Below are 26162 nucleotides of genomic sequence, written 5' to 3'. Positions count from 1 at the left end.
ATTCGCGAAGCGGGGCTTCATAAAGGTCTTACTAAAGCGCAGGCGATTATGATCAGCTTGGGCGGAGCGATCGGCACCAGTCTGTTTCTTTCAAGCGGCATTGCAATCGGGTATGCGGGCCCGGCCGTTCTTGTCAGTTATGCGATTGCTGGACTTGTGGCGATTGCGATCGTGTTTAGCCTTTCCGAAATGGCGGTGATGCATCCGACAGCAGGATCGTTCGGCGCCTATGCTGAAGTCTACCTTAGCCGCTGGGCGGGCTTTGTAGTTCGCTATACGTATTGGTTTGCGCAGGTTGTTGCGACGGGCTTCGAAGCAGTCGCCGCCGGCATCTACATGACTTATTGGTTTCCCGGTTCTCCGGTCTGGCTTTGGTCTCTCGGTTTCGCCCTTTTTGTAATTATTCTGAATGCGCGATCGGTCGCGCATTTCGGCGCCGCCGAATATTGGCTATCTTTTATCAAAGTTACGGCGATCGTCCTCTTCGTCGCAATCGGCGTCGCCCACATTCTCGGCATTGGTGCGGAGCCTGTCCATCTGGAGAATCTTTATGGATTGCCCGGCGGATTCATGCCGCATGGCGCTCAGGGCGTGTGGATGGCCGTGATAATTGGAATGCTTTCCTTTGTGGGGGTGGAGGTGATCGCCGTTACATCGGGGGAGGTGCCTGACCCGAAGTCGACCATTCCGGCCGCATTGCGGACTATGCTCATCCGTTTGCTGTTGTTTTATGTCCTCGCGCTTGGCGTTGTCGTTACTGTCGTACCCTGGATGCAGACCGGGGAGAGCGTTTCCGTGTCCGAGAGTCCATTCGTAAAGGTGCTCACTATCTTCGGGATCCCTTACGCTGCAGGGATTATGAACTTTGTCATCGTCAGCGCTGCGCTATCAGGCATGAACGCCAATGTTTACCTCTGTTCGAGAATGCTCTTCTCGCTCTCACGCGGAGGCTATGCGCCATCGGCCTTGGGCCGGCTAAAGGAAAATGGATCACCGCAAGTCGCTGTTCTCGCGTCGGGCGTCTGCGTTCTGGTGGCGGCCATGCTGGCGAAATTTACACCCTTCGCTTATGCGTATTTACAGAGTGTCGCGCTGTTTGGAGCGATTACCGTTTGGGCCATCATTCTGTTGAGCCATCTGAAATTCCGCAGGGTGCACCGACGCTCCGATTTGCCGGTCACAACTCCTTTATTTCCGCTGATTCAGTTTATCGGCCTTTTCCTTTTGGCTGCGATCCTCGTCACGATGGCGTTCGATCGAGACTGGAACAGATCCGTGATGGTCGGCCTGCCATGGCTTGTGCTGCTGAGCATTGCCTATCTGGTCTGGCGGCCGCGGTTTTCGGATTTCGATCTGCCCCCTTTTGAGAAGGTATCCGCCAATGACTGACATGTTGCGCCTTCCGACATCTCATGATGTTGAGATCGCCCGCGCCAACCTCGCCGGCCATGTGCGGCGAACCCCGCTTTGGCGGTTGGACGTCGATATTCCTGGCACCCGGATCTGGCTGAAACTTGAAAACTTGCAGCCGCTCGGTTCTTTCAAGCTTCGGGCCGCATTCCACGCACTGCGCAGTGCTAAACATGAAGACTTGCAAAAAGGCGTGCTGGCGCCGAGTGCTGGAAATTTTGGTCTCGGACTTGCGCGTGCAGCGCGCGCCATGGCTGTTCCCGTAACGATCGTCGCTCCTGACGGCGCGGCGAAAATGAAGACCGACGCTTTGGAGGCGCTTGGCGCGCAAGTGCGCCGGGTGCCATTTGAAGTGTGGTGGGAGACTCTAAACAGGCGCAGCTTCGAGGGTGCAGAAGGGTTATTCTTTCATCCGGTGGCTGATAATTCCGTTATCGCCGGCAATGCCACCATCGGGGCGGAAATCCTTGAGGACATTGCCGAGCCCGATGCGATCGTCGTTCCATTTGGCGGTGGCGGACTGATCAGCGGGGTAGGCTCAGTGATGCGAAGATTACGGCCCAAAACCCGGATGATTGCGGTCGAAACGGAGGCCGCGCAGCCCCTGGCGGCGGCTCTAAGAGCGGAAGGCCCGGTCACCGTACCTTACTCGCCAAGCTTCGTCGACGGTATCGGCAGTGGGGCCATGCTTGCCGAAATGTGGCCTCTGGTCCGACAGGTTGTGGATGAAGCCATATCGGCCTCGATTTCGGAAATCGTAGATACGATACGGCTGCTTGCCGCTCGACATCGCGTGATTGTGGAGGGCGCCGGGGCTGCGTCCGTCGCGGCTGCAATAGCCGGGCGCGCAGGCAAAGGAGACATCGTCTGCATCATCTCCGGCGGCAATATTGATGCGGCGAAGTTAGCCGCAATTTTTAGTGGAGACATTCCGACATGATTAAAAAAGACGAGCTTGGCCGCATTGTGTTCGGCTGTGGAAATTTTGGCGGCATGGGGTCTTCGCCGGCGCTTCGCCATCAGGGGGATGATCGTGATCGCGCATTTGTCTTGCTCGATCGCGCGCGTGCGCTGGGGTTAACCAGGTTCGATACCGCGAACACCTATGGCGGCGGAGCCAGCGAAACCATGCTGGGAGAGTGGTTGCGAACGCAGGGTGTCGCGTGGCGATCAGGCATTCAGATAGCAACCAAGGTCGGCAATCCGAACGGGTGCCCTCCCGACGAGCGGCCGCTGAGCCGCAGACAAGTCGCCAATCATCTCGATCATTCGCTCAAGCGCCTCGGCGTCGATCGGATCGATCTCTATTATCTCCATGAGTTCGACGCGCTGACTCCGCTGGAAGAAACGCTGGATGCGCTCGACCGTGCGTTGAGCGCAGGCAAGATCGCGCGCTTTGGCGTATCGAATGCAACGATTGAACATTTGCGTGCGGTTCTCTCGCTAACTGGCGAAAGCGCGTTGCGAGCGGCGTTTACCCATGTCCAGAACCAATTCAATTTATTAGAGCAGGGCGATTTGACGGACGTGATTCCCCTCGTCCAAGACGAAGGACTTTCCTATGTCGCGTTCAGCCCGCTTGCAGGGGGACTGTTGAGCGGAAAATATCAAATCGGAAAAACGCCGGCGTCAGGAACGCGGCTCAGCGCCGCCCCGGATTATTACAAAAGTCAGACTACGCCTGAAGCCTTCGCTGCGATCGAGGCGCTGGGGCGGAAGGCCGCCGTCGAGGGCCAGACCGTCGCCGCCGCTGCTCTGCGTTTCATCCTCGACACGGCTGGCGTAGAGTCGCTCATTATTGCGCCGCGCTCCATCGATCAATTCGACGCTTATGCAATCGGAAAGGAATGAGACCGATATGCGATCAATCGATTGCATTGCAAAAGAGGGCTACTGCCGATGACTGTCACGAAATTTTGGCACGCAATGTTACGGGTGTCTAATCCCGAAGAGACGCTGAAGTTCTTTGAACTTCTCGGCATCAGAGAGGTGGAGCGACACGAGAGAAAAGAGCGTCGCATCACACTGTATTTGCTGGCGGCGGACGATAATGAAGATGCAGCCCAGATTGAACTCATGCACGACTGGGACCATGACGCGGATTATGAAGGCGGGCGCAATTTTGGCCATCTCTGTTTCTACGTCGATGACATATATGAAACATGCCGGTGTCTGGCGGACGCTGGCGTGATTATTAATCGCCCGCCTCGTGATGGTCATCAGGCGTTTATAAAAACGCCCGATAATATCTCTATCGAACTGATCCAAGCAGATCGGAAAACACTCCCGCCCCAAGAACCGTGGCTATCAATGCGGGACCAAGGTGAGTGGTAGGCGTTAAAAACCTGCGGCGCGCCGGTTCCTGCGGACGGGTGGTGCAAAATACGCGTGATCTGGAGATCGGAAGAATAATCGTCACCTTGAATTACATGGGTGACAACTGCTATCAGAGCTTACTGCTGTAAGAACGATCCATTGAGTAGCATTTCGCCACAGACTCCACTGGTCTCGCCTGAGCTGTTTGTTGACGCGAATGATGTGCAACTGTGCAAAGGGTTCTAGTCGTTTGGGGGCGGAACGCTGTCGAGAACGTGTCTCAGGCCATTCAAATACTCTGCTCGCTTAGCTTCGGTTAACCTGGACCGAAATGTGACGACGCCAATTGATCCCAGCACCGCGCCATGCGAGTCGGTTATCGGCAGCGATAGGCTCACCACCTCAGGAACGAAATAATTGTCCTTAAACCCGTAACCCAGCCTGCGGCCGAGCAATACAGCCTCAATCACCTCTTCGGCAGTCAAGTTGTAAGCGCGGTACAAGCGCTCATTTCTCTGGACCGTTGCGCGCATTTCTTCCTCTGGAAGGAAAGCCAATATGCCCAGCGTGCCCGCTCCGACTCCAAGAGGAAGCCGTACGCCGACATCGCCGCTCAAAACTCTTATGAAGGCATCCGCTTCGTACCGAGCGAGACAAGTAGCCTGGTCGCCAATTCTCAGCCAAAGATAGCACGTCTCTCCGATCCGATCGGTTAATTCACGAAGTGAGGCGTCATAATGCGCGCCGAGAGAGAATTGCTGGCCACGTACGGCTGCTAAGAATACGATCTCCGGGCCAATCCGATACAACCGGTCAGGACCGAAGCGTTCGAGCATTTTTTCGTCGGCCATTACTCTAAGGATTCGGTCGGCGGTCGCCAGATGAAGTCCGGTTTGTTCAGCGACGAATTTGGGACGGCAGCCGCGGTCACCCCATTGAGACACCACGCGAAGCACCGCCACCGCCCGGCGCAAACTTTGGGCGCCCTGGATGTTGCCGCCGCCGTCGTCAACCTCCTCCAACTCCTCTTTCCCACGGGCCTGACGCTGATCTTGCGCGGGTTTTGTGGTTTTGCCGTCTTGTTTTGACTTGGCGGCGCGCGAGCTTGACGGAGAAGAGGGTGCTTTTTTTGACATAGGAAATGAATAGCCGGTTGGGTTTCCAAGGCAAGACGCAAAACGGCTCATGTCATTCGCTATGAACAACTCCAGACGCCGGCGCAGCATAGTCAATGCCTTTTATACCGGTTTGTTCTCCCTGGCCGCAATACTACGATAAGAGCTTGCGTGGTTGATTTCAATCGCACAATAAAGAGTCCTCTGATTTTGCTGCTCAATGTGCGAGGATGAATGTCAGAACTGCTTGTGATTGATCGAGAGACGGTGCGGCGTCTATTGCCTTATGATGCCTGTACGCCGCTGATGCGTGAGGCGATGATCGCACTATCTAGAGGACAAACGCAGCAATTGCTACGCCAGATTATCGACCTGGGAGGGGGCGCGCGTTCGGCGTAATGCCGGGGACAATGAAGGAGGCGATGGGCGCAAAGCTGATCAGCGTCTTTCCGGAGAATGTCGCCATTGGCGGCCAGTCTCATCAGGGTGTTCTCGCGCTGTTCGATCCATCGACCGGCGCGCCGGTCGCCATCATCCATGCTGGTGAGGTCACGGCGATTCTGCACGGCATCAGCTAGCGCCGCAGCAACCCAGGCGTTGGCCAAGCCTGAGGCTCGGCGGCTTGCTATTCTTGGGGCGGGCGAGCAGGCGGAAAACCATGCCGCTTCGATCGCCCAGGCGCGGCCATTAACGCAAATTCGATTGTGGGCCCGATCGCTTCCCAAGGCGCGGGCCCTGGCGGAGACTCTAGAAGTCACGCTCGGCGTGCCGACAATGGCGTTTGCAACATCGGAAGAGGCTGTTCGCGATGCGGATATGATTTGCACCGTGACGGCTGCCTCCGAGCCTGTTCTGAGGAGCGAGTGGGTTGCGCAGGGCGCCCATGTCAACGTCGTGGGTTCAAGTCGCGCCGGGCCGCGTGAGATTGATGATGCGCTCGTTATGCGCGGACGCCTATTCGCCGATCATCGGGAAGGCGTGTTGCGGCAGGGCGCAGAGTTTCTCCACGCTAAGGCCTTGGGGCTTGTTGGCGACGATCACATCATCGGGGAGATCGGCGAGGTTATGGCCGGTGTTTTGCCAGGGCGTGCTACGTCCGACGAGGTAACGCTATATAAGTCTCTCGGTTCAGTTATCCAGGATCTAGCTGCCGGGTGGTTTCTGTATTCCCGGGCACATGAGGCGGCCGAAGGATCTGTTGTCCGTTTCTGAGTTGTCGATTGAAGCGTCGCGTCATCGCGACTCTAGGGGACAACCACCGAACGGCCGGTTCCTTCGTTTCTTCTCGCATTTATAATGCGTATGCTGAGTGTATTAAATTCGCTTTGTATGGTCCGATAATGGAGTTGAGGCGCGGGCCTGAAGATGTTTATGGCGCCTCACGACCGGCGCGTATAGCGTTGATCGGCAGGCACGCATTATGTCGGTGCTGGCGTACGCGACATTCATCATTAAATCATCAAAACCTGCCTTAGGCATGACAGGCTGGTTTTCTCTGACAGCACAGTTGTATCGCGTCTCGGCTTGTCTGCAGATTTACCACTAAGACCGTCATGCCCGAAAATACTCTAGTTCTGGTTGTTTTCTTGGCGTCGGCGCCAGCCGCTATCTCCGCCTGTACGGGTCCTTTGCGTTCCGCCAAGGATAGCCGGCTGACGACCTTGAGCGGCGCCGGAATTTTGGGCGTAAATTTTTAGCTTGGTAGTGTTTCATAATTATGATATGACTATCTCATAATATGAGATAGTCGGGATTGTTTTCTGACATGCGGGGCCGAAAAAGCGCCAAATGTCGAGGCAATCACTGGAAAAGTAGGGGAAGTTCACATGAACGCTAAAATTGCTAAGCTGCTTGCGTGCAGCGCTCTTTCGTCGATGGTTGTAAGCGGTCCGGTATTCGCTCAGGACAGCGCAGGGGGCGAATCGGTCCTGGAGGACGATGTTATCGTCGTATCTGCTTCCCGTATTAAGCGGGATGGGTTCGATGCGCCGACGCCGACTGCAGTGCTCGGCGAGGCCGAGTTGCGACAGGGCAACCGTCCAAGTGTTGCAGAAGTCCTAAACGATTTGCCGCAATTCCGATCGACCCTCGTTCCGGCGACTACGGGCCCGACGGTGCAGAGCGGTCGTGCCGGTACGGACTTGCGCGGACTTGGGACGGACCGGACGTTGACCTTGCTCAACGGGCATCGTTTTGTCGGATCTGGCGACCTCAATACAGTTCCCCAAAGTATCGTCGAGCGCGTTGACGTCGTGACAGGCGGCGCCTCTGCTGCTTGGGGCTCGGGCGCAGTAGCGGGGGTTGTGAACATAATTCTCAATGACGATTTGGAAGGGGTGCGCGCCGGTGTTGAGGGCGGCATCGCCTCTCGCGGCGATGGCGCCCGGTATGGGGGGCATGTCGCATTAGGCAAGAAATTTGCCGATGGCCGTGGGCATGTGATGTTCGCGACGGAAATCCGAAAGGATGAAGGGATTGAGGGTGTCGGCCGTAAAGACCGACCGGCGCTCGAGTCAGGCTTGTTTGTACGGGCCAATGGCGATCAGATTCTGGTCCATGATCCGAACTCCCGGGTCGCTAACATCGGCGGCGCGATTCTCGATCCGGCGACCGGCGCGCCCTATGACCTGATCTTCAATCCGGATGGGTCGGTTGCGCCGCTAGTTCTCGGTTCCGAAACTTTCGGTGCGACGACTGTCGGTGGCAATGGGCAGCTTGCAAATGATTTTTATGGCGTTTCCGCTCCATATCAGCGGGTGAACTTGTTTGGGCGCGCCAGCTATGAATTCAGCGAAGCGGCCAAACTGTGGGTCGATCTGAACTACACCCGAATGTCGGCGGAGTATCCGTTTTATGCACAAACGTTCCCCGCTTTTATTGCGCCTGACAACGCGTTTCTCACACCTGCGGCGCGTGCGCAGCTGGACGCTGCTGGTGTGCCGGCGAGCTTTCGTCTCGGCCGTCTTCTCACTGATATTGGTCAGCCGGACACACAGATGAATTTCGATTATAGCCGTCGCCTGCTTGAGGGGGCGGTCGGGCTTGAGGGTAGTTTTGGCGACTGGGAGTACAACCTCTATTACAATCATGGTGAGGAACGAAATAATACACAGACTCATAACACCGCCCGCCTCTCAATCGTCCAGGCGGCCGACGCGGTGCTTGTGGGCGGCGTGCCGACCTGCCGCATAAACGCGAACGCCAGTACGGCCGATGACGATCCGGCTTGTGTGCCGATCAATCTGTTCGGCAACGGCAGCATCACCCCGGAGGCGGCCGCCTATTCATTTGCGTCGCGGCAGATGATTGAAACAACCAAGCTTGATGCGGCCGGCGGCGCGCTGCGCGGGGAACTCTTCGCCACATGGGCCGGGCCGGTCGATGCGGCGGTCGGTGCTGATTTCCGTTGGGAGGAAATTGAACCGAATTACGTTGATCCATTGTCAGCCGCTGGGGCGCTTACAGTCAATTATTCTCCGCTTGGCGGCGGCTTCAGCGTGAAAGAGGTGTTCGGCGAAGTTAACGTGCCGCTGCTAAATACGGACGGTATCGCCAAATTCGAAGTAAACGGGGCGGCCCGCTATTCCGACTATAGCACGAGCGGCGGCATCTGGTCGTGGAAGGGCGGGGCCACGCTCCGATTGTTTGAAGATTTGTTGCTTCGCGGTGTTTATTCGCGCGATATCCGTTCGCCGAATATCCTGGAGCTCTTTTCAAGCCAAAGGACCAGTTTCAATCCCGTAATTGACCCGTTCCGGACATTGCCCGGCAGTTCAACACCAGGCGTCGCTCAGGCAAGCGTCACGAATTTCGGTGGCGGGAACCCCAATCTGGATCCGGAAGTCTCTCATACGTTAGCGATCGGCGGGTCTTATTCCCCGGGTTCTGTGCCAGGATTGCAGCTTTCTTTGGACTATTATGAGATCAAAATCGACGACGTCATCGCGACGCTGTCACCGCAGGACACGCTCAACGATTGCTTCGCCAATGCGCCTGGTGACCCGACTTGCGGCGGCGTCGTCGCTCGAGAGTCCGATGGTTCAATCGCATCTATCCAGCGCACCTATCGCAACCTCGCCGAATACGATACGCGCGGGATAGATGTGGAAGCGTCTTTCGTAACCCCGCTCAATGCTATCAGTGCGAACTTGCCAGGACAGCTGCGCCTTCGGGTGTTCGCGACGCGCCTGTTCAAGCTTGACATTGACGACGGGATTCGCATCGCTGACCATGCGGGGATTGTCGGTGAAGCAAGCACCTTCAGTATGGCGAAAACTCGCGTGACCGGTACGGTTGGTTTTGAAAACGGGGGTTTTGGCCTCGACGTCCGGGCGCGGTATTTCGGTTCCGGGAAATGGGCGTTGCCGAATCCGACGACCGGTCAGGAAATCCTGAATAACGATGTCGACGCGAGAATTTATATCGACTTGAATGCCCGATATAAAATCGATGACCGTTTTACGGTATTCGCCAACGCAAACAACATATTCGACGTCGATCCGCCTTATGTGGGTTTTGCTTCCCGCATCTATGACACCATCGGCGCCTACGTTTCGGCTGGAGTGTCGGCGGAATTTTAAAGACCATGGGGCGGTCGCAATGCGATCGCCCCATGCCTGTTAGCGCGGCCGTCGGTCTGCCCGGCCGGACCGGCGAATAATCAGCGACCCGCGCAGGAAACATACGTTTACGCAGTATAAAAATTATCGCGCTATCTAAAAAAATAAGGAGAAACCATGTTCCGCCACTTCACACTCTCCATATGCGCTGGTTTGTCTGCAATCGCGTCAGCATCCGTGTCAGCATCCGACACGCCCGCGGCGATAGAATCTGAGATTCGTGCGGCAATTGCTGATCCAATTGGCCTAGCTGGTCCCGGCTGCGCCGCCGGCGTGTTCCGTAACGGTGACACGCTTTACGCTGTAGCGTCCGGCGCCGCCGATATCGAAAGTCAGCGCCCGCTCAATATCGATACGCAATTCTACGCGGCGTCGGTTTCCAAGCATTTTACAGCAGTCGCCGTCATGCAGCTGGTCTTGCAGGGCGAGATCGGTCTCGATGAGGATATTCGCACGTATCTGCCGGAAATGCCGGCGTATCAGCGGCCGGTAACCGTCCGTATGATGCTTAATCACACTTCCGGTATCCGAGACTCGCTTTTTCTCCTGATCTTCAATGGGCAGATGGACTGGTCGAAGGCGACACGCGCCGAAGCGCTCCGCCTGACTCTCAGGCAAAGCCAGACTGATTTTAAGCCAGGCACGCAATATGCGTACAGCAACGGAGGCTATTTGCTGCTGTCGGAGATCGTTGCACGAGTTTCAAAGACGCCTTTCCACCGCTACGTCGACGAACAAATCTTGCGACCGCTAGGCATGACGCGCAGCTATATCTTATCCGGCGCGCGCCCAAGCGGCCCTAACCTTGCTCATGGCTATGCCATACACGATGGGTCGGTTCGTCAGGCTGATGACTATCCGCTCTTTGGCGGTTCGGGAGGTCTGATCACCACGGTTAGTGATCTTGCTAAGTGGGACCATGACATTGACAGCGGGCGCCAGGTCTGGACACCCGCCCTCTTGGAGCTAATGGTTGAGCCTGGCCAAATGGATAATGGCAAGGCGCATGCTGATGCTTCGGAAACTTATTATGCAAGCGGCCTGGAGGTAGGGTCAGATTGGGTTAGCCATGGCGGTGCGGCGAATGGTTTTAGGAACTTCTTTGCCCGCAACCAAAAGGCCCGCGTGGGTGTCGCGCTCCTCTGCAATCGCAGCGATGTCGAGCCAAACGCACTTACCGACAAGATAGTTGCAGCATTTGATAGTAGCTTGCCCCGGGGTCAGCTTCAGCGGAGTCCTGGCGCGGCTACTGCGGCGGAAGCGTTATCTGATCTGAATGGCCGCTATCGCTCGAATGACTTGGATGCAGTTTATGAGCTGGAGCTTAAAAGCGACATGCTCGAGATAACCGTTTTGGGACAAGACAGCGAGGTGTTGCGCCAGCTCGCGCTTAAAAGGGTTGCGGAAGATGTTTACACGGCTGGTCCAGTCGAACTGCGCCCAAACAGCGACCGCAACGGTTTTGAACTATCCGTGGCGAGGCTGGAAATGCACTTCGTCCGGGAGCATTAGGCGGCAGGAAGCGGCGACTACAACGACTTCGTCGACTTGTCTCGCGTAGCCTGAACAATATCGGGGAGCTGATCTTATGACACGACATATGACGTGGTTTAAGCGGATTGGTTTGACTTGTGCGGGCCTCGCTTTTCTCGCTGTGGTCTTTGCGGCAGGGTACGGCGCCGGCTTTTTCAAATTCCGCAGCATAATGACGGATGCGTATCTCGGGATCGGCCGCATCGTGGCGCCCGACGGCATTGATGAGGGGAAATACATTCGTCTGGGCGGGGCCCGGCAGTGGGTCAGAATTCGCGGGCAAAACCAGCATGCGCCGGTTTTGCTGTTTCTGCATGGCGGCCCCGGCGGTGCGGTCACCCAGACCGCGTATTATTTTCAACGTCCCTGGGAAGATGATTACGTGGTTGTTCAGTGGGATCAGCGCGGTGCGAATCGTTCCGGCGTCGAAGGCGGCGAGGCGCTGCGCGGCACCTTGAACAAAGAGCAGCTGGTCGCAGACGCAATTGAGTTGCTGACCTACCTTAATCGTCGATCTCGACCGGAAGGTCGTCGTGGTCGCACAGTCTTGGGGCACGGTTTTGGGCGTCGAAGTTGCGAAGCGCCGGCCCGACCTCATCGAGGCATATGTCGGAATGGGTCAGATGACGGCGTGGGAGCCGACTTTTGAAGAGTCGCGTCGTCTGCTCATGGAGATGGCGGAGAAGGCGGGTGACGGAGCTCTATACGATAAACTCGCGGCCGTTCCGGACGAGGTGCCGCCTCATAGTGAGAAAGAGGCGCGTGCACGCTGGAGGAAGACGGTCTCGGAAGAGATCTATCGCCGCGGCTATTCCTGGCATAATTATCAGGGCCCCGGCGTGTCGTGGTCGTCGAGAACAGTCGCCCTAAGAGCGGCGTCCCCGGATGTGACGAACCGCGAGCTTATTGACTGGATGCGGGGACGTCGCCGGCCGTTGCCTCCTGAAATTCAGCAGGAGACAGAAAGATCCGTAAGCGGATGGCGTGTTGAGAATGATGTAGGAACCAACTTTGAAGTGCCGGTCTTCATCGTGACCGGTCGTTACGATTGGCAAACTCCGCTGACATTGGCGCGCGACTTCTACGACGAGATATGTGCGCCGTATAAAATGTGGGTCGAGTTCCCCAATTCCGCCCATGCGTTGCTGCGTGAAGAGCAGGGAAGGCTTAATCGCTTTCTCGGTGAAACGGTGCTTCAGGCGGCGTCTGGCCTTGCGCCCAAAGAGGCTGAGCGGTGCGCGGCGCCGAAACGAAACGAGGGGTAGAACGCATGCGTAAAAGGGTTTGGCTTAAACGCGGCGGCTTGGCGGTTGGCGGATTGTTGCTCGTCGCAGCTGTATTTGCGCTTGGATTCTCGATGGGTTTCCTGAAGCTGCGCACCATGATGACGGTTGCATATCGCGAGATTGGCCAGATCGTCGCCGAGAACGGTGTTGAGGAATCGAAATATATTCGGCTAGGCGGGGCGCGACAGTGGATACAGATAAGAGGTCGGGACCGCGATGCGCCTGTCATCCTTTTCCTGCATGGCGGTCCTGGCGGCGCATTGTCGGGCATCTCCTACTCGTTTCAGCGGCCTTGGGAAGACGACTTTGTGATGGTGCAGTGGGATCAGCGCGGCGCGGGCCGGTCAGGCGTAGACGGCGCTGCGGCGCTGCGCGGTACGTTGAACAAGGAGCAGCTGGTCTCAGATACGTTAGAGTTGTTGACCTATCTCAACGAGCGTTTCGGACGAAAAGTCGTTGTGGTGGGACAGTCCTGGGGTTCAGTCCTCGGTGTTGAGGTCGCCAAGCGCCGGCCTGATCTGATTGCGGCGTATGTCGGCATTGGCCAGGTGATCTCAAGAGAGGGGTCTGGCGAAGAGTCGCGCCGCCTGCTCATGGCGATGGCCCAGGAGACCGGGAACGACGCGCTGTTCGATAAGCTCGCGGCTCTTTCGGATAAGATTCCGTCTTATAGCGATGAAGAGGCGCGAAAGCGCTGGAGGGCAACGGTGATGGGCGAGATCTATCGTCACGGTTATTCCTGGCGTAATTTCCAGGGGCCCGGCGCGTCCTGGTCATCCAGGACGCTTGCCTTGTGGGCAGGGTCCCCGGAAGTCACGAACCAAGAGTTCCTCAGACGCTTATTCGGACGCACCAGACCGCTACCCCCCGAAATCACAGAGGAGACGGATCGGTCCGTAAGCGGATGGAGCGTTGAGAAGGATGTCGGAACCAAGTTTGAAGTGCCGGTCTTCATTGTGACCGGGCATTACGACTGGCAGACTCCACTGACATTGTCGAGGGACTTCTACGACAAGATATGTGCGCCATATAAAATGTGGGTTGAGTTCCCCAATTCGGCGCATGCGTTTCTATTGGAGGAACCGGGCCGACTTAACCGATTTCTCGGCGCGATCGTGCGGCCCGCTGCGCTTGGTCGCGCGCCAGAGGAAGCCGAGCGTTGCGCGGCCGACGCTGGCGTCCGGATTGACGAGTAAGGCGCCGGTGTGAGCGTCAATGAGTGCGGACAGTCCTGCGAAATCCAACGCCCGGTCGAAGCCTGTGGCGGGTTGGCCCTGTCTTCGCGAACTTACAGCGTTCTGGACGAATATATGGAAACAAACCGGCGCCATCTCTGCGTGGGCATGAACTTTAGAAAAATATAGTAAGGGACTATGGCGAATGAGTAAGGCGCGTATTGCCGGGGTCGGCATGATCCCTTTCACTAAACCAGGCGCCAGCGAGGACTGGGATGTTATGGCGGAGAAAGCAATCCGCCTGGCGCTCGAGGATGCTGGCATATCCTACAATCAAATTCAGCAGGCCTATGCCGGATATGTATATGCCGACTCTACGGCGGGCCAGTCGGCGATTTATCGCGTAGGTTGCACTGGCATTCCGATCGTAAATGTCAACAACAATTGCTCTACGGGCTCCACTGCGCTTTATCTTGGACGTCAGGCTATTGCACAGGGCGCTGCGGACTGTGTTCTCGCAGTCGGGTTTGAGCAGATGCTTCCTGGAGCGCTAGGCCTCGTATTTAATGATCGAAAGCGGACTTTAGACTTTCATTTGGCCAAACAGGCCGAGATACAAGGTTTCGACGACACCGCCCCGATCGCCGCACAGCAATTCGGAGGCGGCGGGCTCGAATATCAGCAGCGCTACGGCGTCAACGACGAAACCTTCGCTCTGATTTCAGTCAAAGCGCGCCGCCATGCTGCGAACAACCCGCTTGCGCTGCTGCGCGAGCCCCTAACGTTGGAAGACGTCATGGCAGCGAAGCGGCTCTACGGACCGATTACGCGTTTCCAGGCCTGCCCGCCGACCTGTGGCGCGGCGGCGGCGATCCTCGTCTCGCCCGCGTTCTCTGCGCGCCTTGGCCTGCGCGCTCCGGTCGAGATTGTGGCGCAGGCTTTGACTACTGATTTTGCGGGCACATTTGATGGTCGTTCGATGATGAGCGTTGTTGGTTATGACATGAGCAAGGCCGCCGCAAATCAAGTTTACCAAGACTCGGGTATTGGCCCCAATGAAATTCAGCTTGTCGAATTGCATGACTGTTTCACGACCAACGAGCTCATTTCCTATGAAGCTCTGGGGTTGTGCGAGGAAGGCGGGGCGGAGCGGTATATCCGAGACGCTCAGAACACCTACGGCGGCCTACATGTTACAAATCCCTCAGGCGGACTTCTGTCAAAAGGGCACCCGCTCGGTGCGACCGGGCTCGCGCAATGTTACGAGATCGTCAACCAGCTGCGTGAGAGTGCTGACAGACGTCAGGTCGAGGGTGCGCGGCATGGACTTCAGCACAATGTCGGGCTGGGGGGTGCTTGCGTCGTGACCCTTTATGGGAAGGCCGCGTGAATGCGCCGAATCGCGAAGGCCTTGCCGGCATGAATCACGTAACCAGGTCTGGCGCCAAAGCGCCGCCCGACGTCATGGAAAGTCAGGACTTTTTAAGTCTGCGCATACGCGGATGCGGGGGCGCATAATGAAGTTATGGTTTTCAATCAAGCTTTGGAAACGGGTATTGCTTGGCTTGGTCTTGGGCGTCGTGTTCGGCGCGGCCCTTGCGATATTTGCATCGCCCGACCAGGCGCGAGATATATTGGTTCAAGTGCGCGTGGTTGGCGACATTTTTCTCCGGCTTGTCCGGATGCTTGTCGTGCCGCTGGTGTTTTTTACGCTGGTCTCCGGTGTTTATGCCATTGGCGATCCGCGGAAGTTGGGATCCATCGGCGCTAAAGCGATTGCGCTTTATCTTGTGACGACATTTTTCGCTATTACGATAGGGTTGGCGCTTGGTTTTGTTTTTAAGCCAGGTGTTGGCGTCGACTTCGGTTCTGTCGAGCCACGGGTGCTTGACGTCGAGGCGCCGAGCGCTCAAGACCGGCTTTTCAACATCATCCCGAATAACCCTTTCGCGGCATTGGTTGATGGGGATTTTCTCTCCATCATCTTCTTTGCAATTCTGTTGGGGGTTGGGATATTGATGTCTGGCGAGCGCGGTCAACCTGCAGGCCGTTTTTTTGACGCGGCCGGCGACGCAATGTTGAACGTGACTCATTTGGTCATGGAGCTTGCACCTTTTGGGGTTTTCGCGCTCGTCGCCCATACTGCAGGAACTCAAAGCCTTGAGACGTTGCTCAGCATCGTCAAGCTAGCTCTGGTCGTGTATGCTGGTTGTCTTATCCACATGCTTTTGATCTATGGCGGGCTGATGCGCTTGGTTTTAAAGTTGCCGCTGCTGAATTTTCTGCGTGGTGTTCTCGATGCGCAGATGGTGGCGTTCTCAACTTCATCCAGCTCCGCCACTTTGCCCGTAACGATGTCAAATGCGGTTGATAATCTCGGCGTGGGAAGATCGGTCGCGTCTTCCGTTTTGCCGCTTGGGGCGACTGTCAACATGGACGGAACGGCCTTATATCTTGGCGCACTTGCGCTCTTCACCGCTCAGGCTTTCGGCTACGATCTGGATTTTCACCATTACTGCCTGATTGCGCTTACCGCCACATTAGCGTCCGTCGGCACGGCGGGCATACCTTCTGCAAGTTTATTTTTGTTCGCTACGGTCGTAAGCGTCTTCAACGTTTCGCCGGAGCATACAGGTCTTATCCTCGGTCTCATTTTCCCGATTGATAGAATTCTGGACATGATGCGAACTGTGACGAATGTCACTGGCGACGCGGCGATCACAGTGACTGTGGCGAAGTCAGAAGGCGCACTGGACGAGGACGTTTTTCGCAGGCGTGCAGTGGAGTGATAGAGTCTGGCGCCATGGAGGCGATCCGCCTTTTTTCTGGTTCGCCTTGCGGCGGCGGAGCGGCAAGATGAAGGCAAGGCGCGTACGCAGTTTCAAAGATCATCGCCTGCAGCGCATTACGTGGTCAGGAAATCCACGCCGAAGAAAATGCCGCAATGGTTGGGAGTATGCCGATGTCTGTAAAACTTGCAGGTAAAGTTGCAATTATTTCAGGGGCCGGGCGAGGGATCGGGCGAGCTGCAGCGCTGAAACTGGCGTCTGAAGGGGCGCGTGTCGTGGTGAATGATCTCGACGAGGCGCCCGCCGATGAAGTGGTTCAGTTGATTCTCGCAGCGGGAGGACAAGCTGTCGCATGTGTCGGCAATGTTTCGGCGTCGGATTTCGGAGACCGCTTCGTGAAGACGGCTCTGGATACCTTTGGCGGGTTGGATATTATCGTAAACAACGCAGGCTATACGTGGGACGGGCTAATTCAAAAACAAACGGACGAGCAGTTTCAGTCGATGCTCGAGGTTCATGTCTTGGCCCCCTTTCGCATCCTGCGCGCCGCCGCCGAACCGATCCGCGCGATGGCGAAGCTGGAAGCCGAAGAAGGCCGAGAGGTTATCCGCAAAGTCGTCAACGTTTCATCCGTGTCAGGCACCAATGGGAATCCCGCCCAGGTGAACTATTCTTCCGCCAAGTCCGCCATTGTGGGTATGACGAAGACGCTTGCTAAGGAATGGGGGCGATACAAAGTCTGCGTCAACTGTGTCGCATTCGGCCTCATCGAGACGAGGTTGACGAAGTCAAACGACAATCCGGACACGCGCTTCCAAATCGATGGCCAGCAGGTTAGGGCCGGAGTGTCGGCGCCTATGCTGGAGGCGGTCGTGAGTCAAGTTCCATTGGCGCGCGCGGGCACGACGGAAGAGGCGGCAGGGTCAATCTATCTCTTTTGCGCGCCGGAGAGCAACTATGTGAGCGGCCAGGTCTTGCTGGTCAGCGGCGGATTGAGCGTATGAAAGAGCGACAGAATTCAGATATGGATAGCTATATTGCGGCCGCCACCATCCAAGGGGATGTAATTCCTTGTACGGCGTCGATTGAGGCGAGTGCTTGTCAGAGCAATCGATCAATGCGGTTTTCCAAAGTCATGCCATGAAACTGCGTCATATCGAGATATTTCACGCCGTTTACGTGAATGGGACCGTCAGCGCTGCAGCGCGAGCGTTAAGCATCTCTCAACCGGCTGTTACGAAAACGCTCAAGCATGCCGAACAAATGCTCGGCTTTCCACTGTTCGACAGGCGCGGCGGCAGGCTCGTGCCGACTGAGGATGCACATGCCATCTTCGCCGACGTTGCGAATATTTTCGAGCAGATAACGTCGTTGCGGCATGTCACCGGCAACATGCGTCGCGGTTCGGGTTCGTTGCGCATTTCCGTTTTGCCATCGCTTGCGCTGCATATTCTGCCCCGTGCAGTGGCTATGTTTTCACGGAAGCATCCCGATGTATTTCTCGACCTTCAGACGCTACATCACGAGGAAATAGGCAGAAGCTTGTATGAGCGAGAAGCCGATATCGCGATTGCGTACAAGGTTCCTCCCGGTCTTCCGTTGGTTTCAGAATGGATTGGCGAAGGTGAGCTCGGGCTCTTGTACCGCGACAATGATTTTCCCGACGCCCCGAAGCGGGTGCCGTTGGAATTGGTGAAGGACAGGCGGTTCATCAGCCTCGCGCAAAGCGGGCCCATTGGCGATCTTTTGCGTGCGGAGCTAGAACGCGCCGAGGTTTTGTTGAACGAGGTTGCATCCGCTCGCACTTTCTACATCGGATCGGCGCTTGTCAGGGAGGGGCTTGGCATGGCGCTGCTGGACAATTTCACTGCTATGTTTGCAACAGATGAACAGGTTCAATTCCGACCGCTTCGACCCGGTGTGGCCTTTGACGTATATGCAATGACTCTGGAAAGTCGGCCCTTTTCGCATGCAGCCTCTGAGTTTCTGGAGTTTCTCAGGGCGTGCATCGAAGAAGCATGAACGAATTTGAGAGCCGGCTAAGATGCTTGTGATTTTCCACTGCGCTCTCCGCATAAGGCTAAATCCAATGGAGTGAAAATGCAATGACGGTGTAACGGGAGAGTTTGGCGGAAACTCATCCGAAGCCTGCGTCACGCTGCCGAAGTCGTCCACCTGCATTCTAGCGTGAACGGGGCAGCAATGACTGGCAGACATCGGATCAAACTTTCCTACTCTTCCGTAAGTGGTCAAATACCATTAATGTCATGACGTTGGCGCAGACTGTGCGATCATTTACATCGTGTCGCAACTCACTTGCAGTTTTTTGCTGTCGGGCTGTGCGGCAGCGGTCGGCCGGCCGCCACGCCGGTCGGCTCGCCGTTATCGATAGCGATTTGGCCGTTTATCACCACAGTGTTCAGCCCGGTTGAGAACAAGAACGGATTGGCGTAGTCGGCGCGGGGTGCAAACGTCTCTGGGTCAAAAGCGATCACGTCAGCGAACGCGCCGACCTTCAGGCGCCCTCGTCCTTCGAGCGCGAATATCTCCGCTGTCGAGCTTGTGGATCGGTCGATAAAAGTGCGAAGGTCGATAACTTTTTTGTCCTTGACATAGGTCGCATATTTGCGCGCAAACGAAGCATAATAACGCGGATGCCCAAGCGACGCGTCGGAACCGGTCATGACCCAGGGGCGCTTCATGAAGGCAATGATATCACTCTCGGCCTGATTGAAGGAAACGACGCCGGCTTCCGACCGCTTTAGCACGTCTATCGCTGCCTGCACCGGATCATGACCTGAAGCGGCAGCCAGGTCCTGCAATGTTTTGCCAATCACATCGGCGGGGCCGCGCATGATGAGTAGAGATGCCGGGCCGCCGCGGCGCCGCATGTTTTCGGCCATCTCAACTCTGATGCGTTTCATTTCCGCCGGATTAGCGAAACGAGCGAGCATTGCGTCGCGTCCGCCGTCCTGCGCCCAGCGTGGGACGAGCGCGGCCGAAAGGCCAGTGCCTGAGGCGTTCCACGGATATTGATCAGCGTGGACGACCTGTCCGTTTCTCTGCGCCTTTTCGATTTTTGCGATAATGGCGGGGGCTTCTCCTTGAACGTCGACGCCCAACGCTTTGATGTGAGCGATGTGAACCGGAATATTCGCTTCCCGTCCGATCAGCAAAGCCTCGTCAATCGCTTTTTCCAACCCGACCGTATAGCTGGATTCATCGCGAATATGGCTATCGTAGACGCCGCCATATTTCGCCGCAGCCCGGGCGAGGGCGACGACCTCGCCGACTTTTGCATAACTCTGCGGGGCGTAAAACAGACCCGTTGAAAGCCCCAGCGCGCCCATGCACATCGCCTTTTCGGTGAGCGCGGTCATTGCGGCGAGCTCAGACGGGGTTGGCTCGCGATCGTCCAGGCCGACGGCTAGTTTTCGCAATTCGCCGAACCCCACATAACTCGCGAAATTAACCCCGTAGTCGTGTCCGGTGTTCTTGCCAAAAGTAGCTTCGAGATCCGGGCTCCCCAGGCCGTCAACTCCGATAAAAGCTGTCGTGACGCCTTGAGTGAGAAATGGGAGAACCAGCCGCGCTGCGGGCAGCTCGCTCATCAATGCCGTTTCGATATGTGTGTGGGGGTCGATGAAACCAGGCGCTACGATCAAGCCGGTGGCGTCTATTGTGCGCTCGGAGGCATGATCCGCAGGAGGGCCCACATAAGTGATGCGATCGCCCGTAATTGCGATATCGCCATTGAACGGGTCGCCGCCGCCAGGATAAATCGTGCCGCCGCGAATGAGGATGTCATAGGTCGCATCTTCGGGCTCGCCAGCCAGAGCATTCGCTGGCAATGCCACATGCAGCAGGAGGCTCGCCGCGGCCAGTGTTGTGCCGTTAAGTTTCATGAGATGTCCTTACAGTACTGTTTGAGCATTATTGCGGTAATGCCGGCTTCAGAAACAGGTGATGCGCTCATACGGCCCGAGCAAATTTCAAGGGGAGGTTATGATCCTCCCCAGAAACCTGGCCTTGCGGGCGCGAGCACGCCGCCTTTTTCCGTCACGCCATTGGCGCGGTCTTCGGTAAGCCAAGTAGGGCCGTCGAGATCCACGAACGCGCATTTTTGCGCCAGGATTAAGGCTGGCGCGATCGACAGCGAACTTGACACCATGCAACCCACCATAAGTCCGAGGCCAGCCTTTTGGGCGGCGTCTGCAACAGCAAGAGCGGCAGTAAGGCCACCGGTTTTATCGAGCTTTATATTGATGAATTGGTAGCGTTTGGCCAGCGCCGGAATATCGCCCGGCCCATGCCCTGATTCATCGGCGGCTAGGGGCGCCAATGGCGTGAATCCCTCAAGCTCCTCGTCGTGGTCGGCGGGCAGCGGCTGCTCCAAAAGATCGACATTCAATGTAGCCAGTTCGGACTGTGCATCGGCAAGCGTCGCCATGCTCCAGCTTTCATTTGGGTCGACGATGAGCCTCGGTCTTGGCGCTGCTTCACGTACGGCGCGGATAGCGCTGAGTGGATCGCGGCCATCCACTTTCACTTTCACCAGCGGAACATGTCTAAGCGCCGCCGCCGCCTTGGCCATATTTTCAGGCGTATCAAGGCTGATCGTCATTGCCGTGGCGACAGGGGCTGCTTCAGGCCATCCCATGAGTTTGGCGACGCTGGAGCCGGCGATGCGGGATTCAAGATCCCACAATGCGCAATCCAGGGCGTTGCGGCCTGCACCTGGCGCTATAAGGTCAAGCAGTTCGCTTCTCCCGGCGCCGTCTTCGATAGCGGCGCGCACCAATTCGATCTGTTCGAGCACGCTTTCAAGCGTTTCGCCATAACGGGCGTAAGGCACGCCTTCGCCGCGTCCACTCACGCCGTTTTGCTTGATCTCGACGGTGATGACCTCCGCCGCAGTTTTGATCCCGCGTGAAATCCGGAAGGGCCGGTTCAGGCCAAACGAAGATTGGGTTGCGTGTAGTCGCCGAAGCATTCTTCGATCCGATCAATGATATTCTTGACGCCAAAGGCGATGGGGTCGGTGACGGGCAGGCCAATTTCGTTTGCAACTTGTTCGCAAAGCGCCATGGCTTCAGATTGTCCCATACCGGATGTGTTCAGCGCAACGCCCACGGCAATGACGTCAGGGTTGGTAAGGCTCGCGACACGAATGTTCGCCTCTATCGTATCTTTAAGCGAAGGAAGCGGAAAGTGCGGTAAGCCACGCATGTGTTTGCGCTTCGGGTCATGGCAAATCACGATCGCATCGGGCTGCGCGCCGTGCAGCAATCCGGTTGACACGCCTGCAAAAGAGGCATGAAAGAGCGAGCCTTGGCCTTCGATCAGATCCCAGCCGCCGTCGTTTCGCGCCGGTGAAAGCATCTCAATTGCTCCGGAAATGAAATCGGCGATCACGGCGTCGAGGGGAACGCCCGCTCCTGTTATCAATATTCCGGTCTGTCCGGTCGCGCGAAAATCCGCCGTCATGCCCCGCGCCCGCATTGCCCGCTCAAGGCAAAGCGTGGTGACCATTTTGCCAACCGAGCAATCTGTTCCAACGGTTAAAAGCCGTCTTCCGGCGCGCGGCAGACCATTTCCAACCGGCAAGGTGGTGCGAACATCTCTCACATCGAATAGCTTTTGACCATTGCGTTTGGCCGCATCCAGAAGGCGTGGGTTGTCGCGCAGGCGTGAATGCAGCCCTGACGCGATGTCCAGTCCGGCGTCCAGAGCGGCCTCGCAATCATTGATGAGATCGTCCTCCAAAGTTCCGCCGGCATTGGCGACGCCAAGAATAAGCGTTCGAGCGCCTGCCGCAGCGGCTTCGGGAAAATTCATTCGTGGCAGGTCGAGGGTCAAAGCGGCGTCGCCGGTAGAGAATTCACCGACGCAATCCTGGCGGCGAAACATGGCGACCCCGCGAGACGTCTTGATTGCGACAGGATCGGAAGTGGAGCCGAGATAGAGCAAATAGGGTGTTTGAATCATGATGCGTGTCTTCACTTTGTGCCGGATAATTTTGGCAGGAAAAAAACGAGCATGCCTATCAAACTGTATCGGCGAGCTATAACCCTGGTTTATAGAAGATGCTTGCGCGGGCGCATTTTTCTAATGATTACAATACATTGTAATGGACCGACGGCCTTAGGCCACACTTGGACTAATTCCGATCTAACGGTTACATGACGCCAGCCGCGCCGTCGGGGTTTGGTAATACGAATGCTTTTGGCGCCGCTATCTCTCACCTTGAGAAGCGATTTCCGAATTCTCATTAAATGCCGAAGGCGCGAGTCTCTCATGACCGAATACAAGGCAACTATTACGGACAATAAAAGCGACCCGTTGTTCGCCGCCACGTCAAACTTACAAAGCCGAATTCATAAACTGCTGGATGTGGCGATCTGCGCCGCCGCAAGGCGTTGCGAGAAGAAAGGGCGTATTTCTGCAGAGTTGCTGGATAACCACCAGCAGGTCTCCTTTGAGCTTGCGACAGCATATGCAGAACTATCGGCTGGAGGGTCGCTTGTCGCCAGCTGGAGGACGCTTGCGAAAGTTGATGGCAAACTCGCTGCAGCATATTTGGCGGATGTGTACGGCGCTTTGTTGACGCGGCTCGAGACCGTCTATCTCGGCCTCGGTCTTGCTCCGGATGTTTTGCGTGAGGTTGCCTGCAGTCGTGAGCTGACGCATCTTCGAAGCGAAGCTTGCATGCCGGATATACTTGCTGATCTCGGCGCTGAAATCGCAGAAACGAATGTCGACATCGGCCAAGTTGATCTGGATGATCAGACCATGATGGCGCAGGACATGTTTCGACGCTTTGGTGAAGATGTCGTTGCGCCCCTAGCCCAGGAGATTCACAGGAAAGATCAGATCGTTCCTGAGTCTCTGCTGCAGTCGATGCGGGAAATGGGCGTCTTCGGCCTTTCGATCCCCGAGCAGTATGGCGGAAGCGCTGGCGAGCGAGATAATACGCCGATGATGATTGCTGTAACCGAAGCGCTATCCGAGGCGTCGCTTGCGGCTGCAGGAAGTCTGATGACGAGACCGGAGATTCTGGCGCGGGCGCTGATCGCGGGCGGAACCGAGAGGCAAAAAGACAAGTGGCTTCCCCGGATTGCGGCTGGCGAACCGCTTTGCGCGATTTCCATTACCGAGCCTGATTTTGGTTCGGATGTGGCCAATTTGACGCTGAAAGCTGCGAAGGTCGAGAAGGGCTGGCTCCTCAACGGTGCAAAGACATGGTGCACGTTCGCTGGAAAAGCCGGCCTCTTGATGGTGGTCGCACGGACAAACCCCGATCGTTCGCTTGGGCATAAAGGCCTTAGTATTTTTCTGGTCGAGAAGCCGTCCTATGACGATCACACCTTCGCTTACATTCAGCCGGACAAAGGCAGACTTGAAGGAAGGTCGATTCCGACGATCGGTTATCGCGGCATGCATTCATTCGACTTGGTGTTTGAAAATTTCTTTGTTCCGGACGAAAACATTATCGGTGAGCAGGCGGGGATCGGCCAGGGTTTCTATCTGACGATGAAAGGAATGGTGGGCGGCAGAATACAGACGGCGGGCAGGGCGCTGGGCGTAATGCGTGCAAGTCTGAAAGCTGCTGTGCGCTATGCGCAAGACAGAAAAGTCTTTGGGACGCCGCTAATCAATTTCCAATTGACGCGCGTCAAGATTGCAAAGATGGCCAGTCTTTATACGGCTTGTCGCCATCTTGCTTTTGCCGTTGGTCGAGACCTTGATTCCGGCGGATCGGGCGCCGCCGCTAGCCTCGTCAAGCTGCTGGCTTGTCGATCTGCTGAAATCGTCTCTCGTGAAGCGATGCAAATTCATGGCGGAATGGGATACTCGGAGGAAGTGGCCGTAAGCCGCTACTGGATTGACGCCAGAGTGCTGTCGATATTTGAGGGGGCGGAGGAAACATTGGCTCTCAAGGTTATCGCAAGGAGCCTTTTTGAGGAGGCAATCGCAACATGATCGCCGCCGGCGCAGGATTGCGCTTTCAGGAAACTTCTAACGAACCCGTCCAAGCATCGACACTATGGTTGCTGATGAGGGGAGAGGGGCCTCTGTGATCAGAGCTATCGAAACCGGTTTTTGGAGACTGATTTTCAATGAATGAACCGAGAGATATCTCAACGTGGATAGGGCGTCAGGTCGTGGAGGATGACGTGGCCGTCGCGTCGCAGGTGTCACGACTGGCCGCCTTACTTGATCATGATGCGCCTCCGTGGCGTGACGGACTGGTGCCGCCTCTCGGGCATTGGCTGTTTTTCCTGCCTTGGGTGCGACAATCGCTTGTCGGGCCTGATGGCCATCCCTTGCGCGGAGGCTTTATTCCGCCGATAGACCTTCCTCGGAGAATGTGGGCGGGCAGCCGCATACGAATTATCGATGATATTCCGATTGGCGCCGCTATAAGTCGATTATCGACAATCAAGAATATTCAACAAAAGACCGGCCGCTCTGGGGCAATGATTCTCCTTACAGTGCTTCACGAAATCTCTGTAGCATCGAAAACGAAAATCGTTGAGGAGCAGGATATTGTGTACTGCGAAGCTTCGAGTTCGCCTCGAACTCCTGCGGGCAGTGCGGTGAAGTTTGAGAATGGAGCAATTCAATCCCAAGTCGTCGCTGATCCTGTGCGATTATTCCGGTTTTCGTCGTTAACGTCGAATGCGCATCGGATCCATTACGACCGGGAATACGCGATTAGCGCTGAGCACTACCCGGGACTGGTCGTGCATGGCCCTTATATCGCCAACCTGTTGATGGATCTCTACCTTGGCGAGCATCCCGGCGCCGCAGTGTCAGAATTCAATTTCCGTGCGAGGTTGCCGCTTTTTGCGAACGAGGCGTTCATGCTCAACAGCAATCCTTGTCAGAACGGCGCTCTATTGTGGGCGCAGTCCGCCGGACAACCGGCGGCCATGGAGGCGGAGCTCAAATGTCGACACGCCAAAAATTGAGATCGTTATTATTTTCACCTGCCGACAATACCGAGCGCGCGGCGAAAGCAATGCGCAAGGGCGCTGATGCGGTCATTCTGGATTTGGAAGACGGCGTGTCGCCGGGGCGGAAAAGCGTTGCTCGTGGAAATGTAGCGAAGCTGGTTGAAATGGCCCCGGATGAATTGCCGCTTATCGTGCGCATCAATAGCTCCTGGATCGATGCATTTGCGGATCTGGAAGCCTCGATCATACCGGGAATTAACGCCGTCATGGCTCCAAAAGTAGAATGCCCAAAGCGGTTAGCCGTGATTGAGGGCGTTATTAGTGAGTTTGAAGCACGTCGTGGGCTCGCTGTCGGGGAAATCAAGCTCATTGCGTTGATAGAGTCCGCGAGCGGTCTTGCGGCCGCGGCTTCGGTCGCGTCGGTCCTTCGCGTTGTGGCGCTGGCGCTTGGATCCGAGGACTTCTCTGCGTCTGTCGGCGTGCGTCCGACGCCGGAGTTCCTCGACCTTCCTGCGCGGCAATTGGCGCTTGCTGCAGCGACCGCCGGGTTGATGGCGTTTGCAGTTCCGGCTTCGATCGCTGTCCTGGGAGATGTCGACGGGCTGCGTGAGGCCGCGCGACGCGCGCGAGCTTACGGAGTTACTGGAGGACTTGCCGTTCATCCCGATCAGGCTGCGGTATTCAATGAAGTGTTTTCGCCGACCCAGGAAGAGATAGGGGAGGCTCGCCGCATCCTCGACGCTTGGCAAAAAGCTGTCGCAAAAGGCCGTGCGGCGTTTACGATAGAAGGCAAAATGGTCGACCTGCCGGTGGCTTTGCGCGCAAGCAAGTTGCTTGGCGAGCCGCTTTAGGCTTTTTGAAAGATAGATGTATTCGGCATGGCTGCGGGCGCTTAGCGCAAAGAAACAGTTCCCCTTGTGCACTGCTCGATTTGAGACAGCTCGTTGTTGGAAGGTGTA

22 protein-coding genes are annotated in these 26162 nt (G+C 56.5%); 18 read left to right on the top strand and 4 right to left on the bottom strand.

Going from position 1 to position 26162, the window contains the following annotated elements:
- The first annotated feature begins 48 nt into the window (after positions 1–48).
- From AC0L8G_RS15365 to AC0L8G_RS15350, 4 genes are read left to right on the top strand one after another with little or no spacing between them, the layout of a single operon-like run.
- Positions 49–1389 carry an amino acid permease gene (locus AC0L8G_RS15365; protein WP_473385050.1) on the top strand — a complete coding sequence of 447 codons (1341 nt, stop codon included), beginning with the start codon at positions 49–51 and terminating at the stop codon, positions 1387–1389.
- Position 1390: 1 nt separating this feature from the next.
- The gene (locus tag AC0L8G_RS15360) at positions 1391–2350 is read left to right on the top strand and encodes a threonine ammonia-lyase (protein ID WP_473385049.1); all 960 of its coding nucleotides are present in this window, start codon (positions 1391–1393) and stop codon (positions 2348–2350) included.
- Positions 2347–3261, top strand: coding sequence for an aldo/keto reductase (locus AC0L8G_RS15355; RefSeq protein ID WP_473385048.1), 915 nt, complete (start codon positions 2347–2349; stop codon positions 3259–3261). The genes AC0L8G_RS15360 and AC0L8G_RS15355 overlap by 4 nt, the downstream gene beginning before the upstream one ends.
- Positions 3262–3309: 48 nt before the next feature.
- Positions 3310–3744 carry a VOC family protein gene (locus AC0L8G_RS15350; RefSeq protein ID WP_473385047.1) on the top strand — a complete coding sequence of 145 codons (435 nt, stop codon included), beginning with the start codon at positions 3310–3312 and terminating at the stop codon, positions 3742–3744.
- Positions 3745–3968: 224 nt separating this feature from the next.
- Here AC0L8G_RS15350 and AC0L8G_RS15345 read toward each other — a convergent pair whose 3' ends face one another.
- Positions 3969–4913, bottom strand: coding sequence for an IclR family transcriptional regulator (locus AC0L8G_RS15345; RefSeq protein WP_473385046.1), 945 nt, complete (start codon positions 4911–4913; stop codon positions 3969–3971).
- 350 nt (positions 4914–5263) lie between these two features.
- On the opposite strand from AC0L8G_RS15345, the gene AC0L8G_RS15340 reads away from it, so the two are divergent.
- The 11 genes from AC0L8G_RS15340 to AC0L8G_RS15290 all read left to right on the top strand — a co-directional run bounded on the left by AC0L8G_RS15340 (position 5264) and on the right by AC0L8G_RS15290 (position 18265).
- Positions 5264–5419, top strand: coding sequence for a hypothetical protein (locus tag AC0L8G_RS15340; protein WP_473385045.1), 156 nt, complete (start codon positions 5264–5266; stop codon positions 5417–5419).
- A gap of 19 nt (positions 5420–5438) precedes the next feature.
- Entirely contained in the window at positions 5439–6053 is a 615-nt protein-coding gene (locus tag AC0L8G_RS15335) for an ornithine cyclodeaminase family protein (RefSeq protein ID WP_473385044.1), read from the top strand.
- A 614-nt stretch (positions 6054–6667) separates the two neighbouring features.
- Positions 6668–9421 (top strand): TonB-dependent receptor plug domain-containing protein, encoded by a 2754-nt coding sequence (locus AC0L8G_RS15330; RefSeq protein ID WP_473385043.1) that lies wholly within the window; start codon positions 6668–6670, stop codon positions 9419–9421.
- 156 nt (positions 9422–9577) lie between these two features.
- Complete coding sequence (locus tag AC0L8G_RS15325; RefSeq protein ID WP_473385042.1) at positions 9578–10972, top strand: serine hydrolase domain-containing protein; 1395 nt, start codon at positions 9578–9580, stop codon at positions 10970–10972.
- A gap of 76 nt (positions 10973–11048) precedes the next feature.
- Positions 11049–11642: an alpha/beta fold hydrolase gene (locus AC0L8G_RS15320; protein ID WP_473385041.1), complete on the top strand. Its 594-nt coding sequence runs from the start codon at positions 11049–11051 to the stop codon at positions 11640–11642.
- On the top strand, positions 11527–12258 hold the full coding sequence (locus AC0L8G_RS15315) for an alpha/beta fold hydrolase (protein WP_473385040.1): 732 nt from the start codon (positions 11527–11529) through the stop codon (positions 12256–12258). The genes AC0L8G_RS15320 and AC0L8G_RS15315 overlap by 116 nt, the downstream gene beginning before the upstream one ends.
- Before the next feature lie 5 nt (positions 12259–12263).
- Positions 12264–13475: an alpha/beta hydrolase gene (locus AC0L8G_RS15310; protein ID WP_473385039.1), complete on the top strand. Its 1212-nt coding sequence runs from the start codon at positions 12264–12266 to the stop codon at positions 13473–13475.
- A gap of 184 nt (positions 13476–13659) precedes the next feature.
- Entirely contained in the window at positions 13660–14844 is a 1185-nt protein-coding gene (locus AC0L8G_RS15305) for a lipid-transfer protein (protein WP_473385038.1), read from the top strand.
- Between the two features lie 127 nt (positions 14845–14971).
- Positions 14972–16243 carry a dicarboxylate/amino acid:cation symporter gene (locus AC0L8G_RS15300; RefSeq protein ID WP_473385037.1) on the top strand — a complete coding sequence of 424 codons (1272 nt, stop codon included), beginning with the start codon at positions 14972–14974 and terminating at the stop codon, positions 16241–16243.
- A gap of 173 nt (positions 16244–16416) precedes the next feature.
- A complete protein-coding gene (locus tag AC0L8G_RS15295; protein WP_473385036.1) occupies positions 16417–17247 on the top strand; it encodes an SDR family NAD(P)-dependent oxidoreductase in 831 nt (276 codons plus the stop codon).
- A gap of 94 nt (positions 17248–17341) precedes the next feature.
- Entirely contained in the window at positions 17342–18265 is a 924-nt protein-coding gene (locus AC0L8G_RS15290; RefSeq protein ID WP_473385035.1) for a LysR family transcriptional regulator, read from the top strand.
- 290 nt (positions 18266–18555) lie between these two features.
- Here the strand turns inward: AC0L8G_RS15290 and AC0L8G_RS15285 are convergent, their stop codons facing one another.
- The 3 genes from AC0L8G_RS15285 to dgcN form a co-directional block, all read right to left on the bottom strand.
- On the bottom strand, positions 18556–20148 hold the full coding sequence (locus AC0L8G_RS15285) for an N-acyl-D-amino-acid deacylase family protein (RefSeq protein ID WP_473385034.1): 1593 nt from the start codon (positions 20146–20148) through the stop codon (positions 18556–18558).
- Positions 20149–20246: 98 nt separating this feature from the next.
- Positions 20247–21236, bottom strand: a complete 990-nt coding sequence (gene dgcA, locus AC0L8G_RS15280; protein ID WP_473385033.1) for an N-acetyl-D-Glu racemase DgcA — start codon at positions 21234–21236, stop codon at positions 20247–20249.
- A complete protein-coding gene (gene dgcN, locus AC0L8G_RS15275; protein WP_473385032.1) occupies positions 21194–22231 on the bottom strand; it encodes an N-acetyltransferase DgcN in 1038 nt (345 codons plus the stop codon). The genes dgcA and dgcN overlap by 43 nt, the downstream gene beginning before the upstream one ends.
- Positions 22232–22540: 309 nt before the next feature.
- Between dgcN and AC0L8G_RS15270 the strand changes: the two genes are divergently transcribed.
- The 3 genes from AC0L8G_RS15270 to AC0L8G_RS15260 all read left to right on the top strand — a co-directional run bounded on the left by AC0L8G_RS15270 (position 22541) and on the right by AC0L8G_RS15260 (position 26054).
- The gene (locus tag AC0L8G_RS15270) at positions 22541–24226 is read left to right on the top strand and encodes an acyl-CoA dehydrogenase family protein (RefSeq protein WP_473385031.1); all 1686 of its coding nucleotides are present in this window, start codon (positions 22541–22543) and stop codon (positions 24224–24226) included.
- 182 nt (positions 24227–24408) lie between these two features.
- A complete protein-coding gene (locus AC0L8G_RS15265) occupies positions 24409–25218 on the top strand; it encodes an HTD2 family dehydratase (protein WP_473385030.1) in 810 nt (269 codons plus the stop codon).
- The gene (locus AC0L8G_RS15260; RefSeq protein WP_473385029.1) at positions 25197–26054 is read left to right on the top strand and encodes an HpcH/HpaI aldolase/citrate lyase family protein; all 858 of its coding nucleotides are present in this window, start codon (positions 25197–25199) and stop codon (positions 26052–26054) included. The genes AC0L8G_RS15265 and AC0L8G_RS15260 overlap by 22 nt, the downstream gene beginning before the upstream one ends.
- Positions 26055–26162: the final 108 nt, after the last annotated feature.

The sequence above is a fragment of the Hyphococcus sp. D3-15 genome, from assembly GCF_055809375.1.
This window is presented reverse-complemented; position numbering and strand designations above follow the sequence as displayed.

Excerpts from the sequence above, each read along its gene's own strand:
- AC0L8G_RS15365 (WP_473385050.1), top strand. The coding sequence starts at position 49 with ATGATCAGCTTGGGCGGAGCGATCGGCACCAGTCTGTTTCTTTCAAGC.
- AC0L8G_RS15360 (WP_473385049.1), top strand. The coding sequence starts at position 1,391 with ATGTTGCGCCTTCCGACATCTCATGATGTTGAGATCGCCCGCGCCAAC.
- AC0L8G_RS15355 (WP_473385048.1), top strand. The coding sequence starts at position 2,347 with ATGATTAAAAAAGACGAGCTTGGCCGCATTGTGTTCGGCTGTGGAAAT.
- AC0L8G_RS15350 (WP_473385047.1), top strand. The coding sequence starts at position 3,310 with ATGACTGTCACGAAATTTTGGCACGCAATGTTACGGGTGTCTAATCCC.
- AC0L8G_RS15345 (WP_473385046.1), bottom strand. The coding sequence starts at position 4,913 with ATGAGCCGTTTTGCGTCTTGCCTTGGAAACCCAACCGGCTATTCATTT.
- AC0L8G_RS15340 (WP_473385045.1), top strand. The coding sequence starts at position 5,264 with ATGGGCGCAAAGCTGATCAGCGTCTTTCCGGAGAATGTCGCCATTGGC.
- AC0L8G_RS15330 (WP_473385043.1), top strand. The coding sequence starts at position 6,668 with ATGAACGCTAAAATTGCTAAGCTGCTTGCGTGCAGCGCTCTTTCGTCG.
- AC0L8G_RS15325 (WP_473385042.1), top strand. The coding sequence starts at position 9,578 with ATGTTCCGCCACTTCACACTCTCCATATGCGCTGGTTTGTCTGCAATC.
- AC0L8G_RS15320 (WP_473385041.1), top strand. The coding sequence starts at position 11,049 with ATGACACGACATATGACGTGGTTTAAGCGGATTGGTTTGACTTGTGCG.
- AC0L8G_RS15310 (WP_473385039.1), top strand. The coding sequence starts at position 12,264 with ATGCGTAAAAGGGTTTGGCTTAAACGCGGCGGCTTGGCGGTTGGCGGA.
- AC0L8G_RS15305 (WP_473385038.1), top strand. The coding sequence starts at position 13,660 with ATGAGTAAGGCGCGTATTGCCGGGGTCGGCATGATCCCTTTCACTAAA.
- AC0L8G_RS15300 (WP_473385037.1), top strand. The coding sequence starts at position 14,972 with ATGAAGTTATGGTTTTCAATCAAGCTTTGGAAACGGGTATTGCTTGGC.
- AC0L8G_RS15295 (WP_473385036.1), top strand. The coding sequence starts at position 16,417 with ATGTCTGTAAAACTTGCAGGTAAAGTTGCAATTATTTCAGGGGCCGGG.
- AC0L8G_RS15285 (WP_473385034.1), bottom strand. The coding sequence starts at position 20,148 with ATGAAACTTAACGGCACAACACTGGCCGCGGCGAGCCTCCTGCTGCAT.
- dgcA (WP_473385033.1), bottom strand. The coding sequence starts at position 21,236 with ATGCTTCGGCGACTACACGCAACCCAATCTTCGTTTGGCCTGAACCGG.
- dgcN (WP_473385032.1), bottom strand. The coding sequence starts at position 22,231 with ATGATTCAAACACCCTATTTGCTCTATCTCGGCTCCACTTCCGATCCT.
- AC0L8G_RS15270 (WP_473385031.1), top strand. The coding sequence starts at position 22,541 with ATGACCGAATACAAGGCAACTATTACGGACAATAAAAGCGACCCGTTG.
- AC0L8G_RS15260 (WP_473385029.1), top strand. The coding sequence starts at position 25,197 with ATGTCGACACGCCAAAAATTGAGATCGTTATTATTTTCACCTGCCGAC.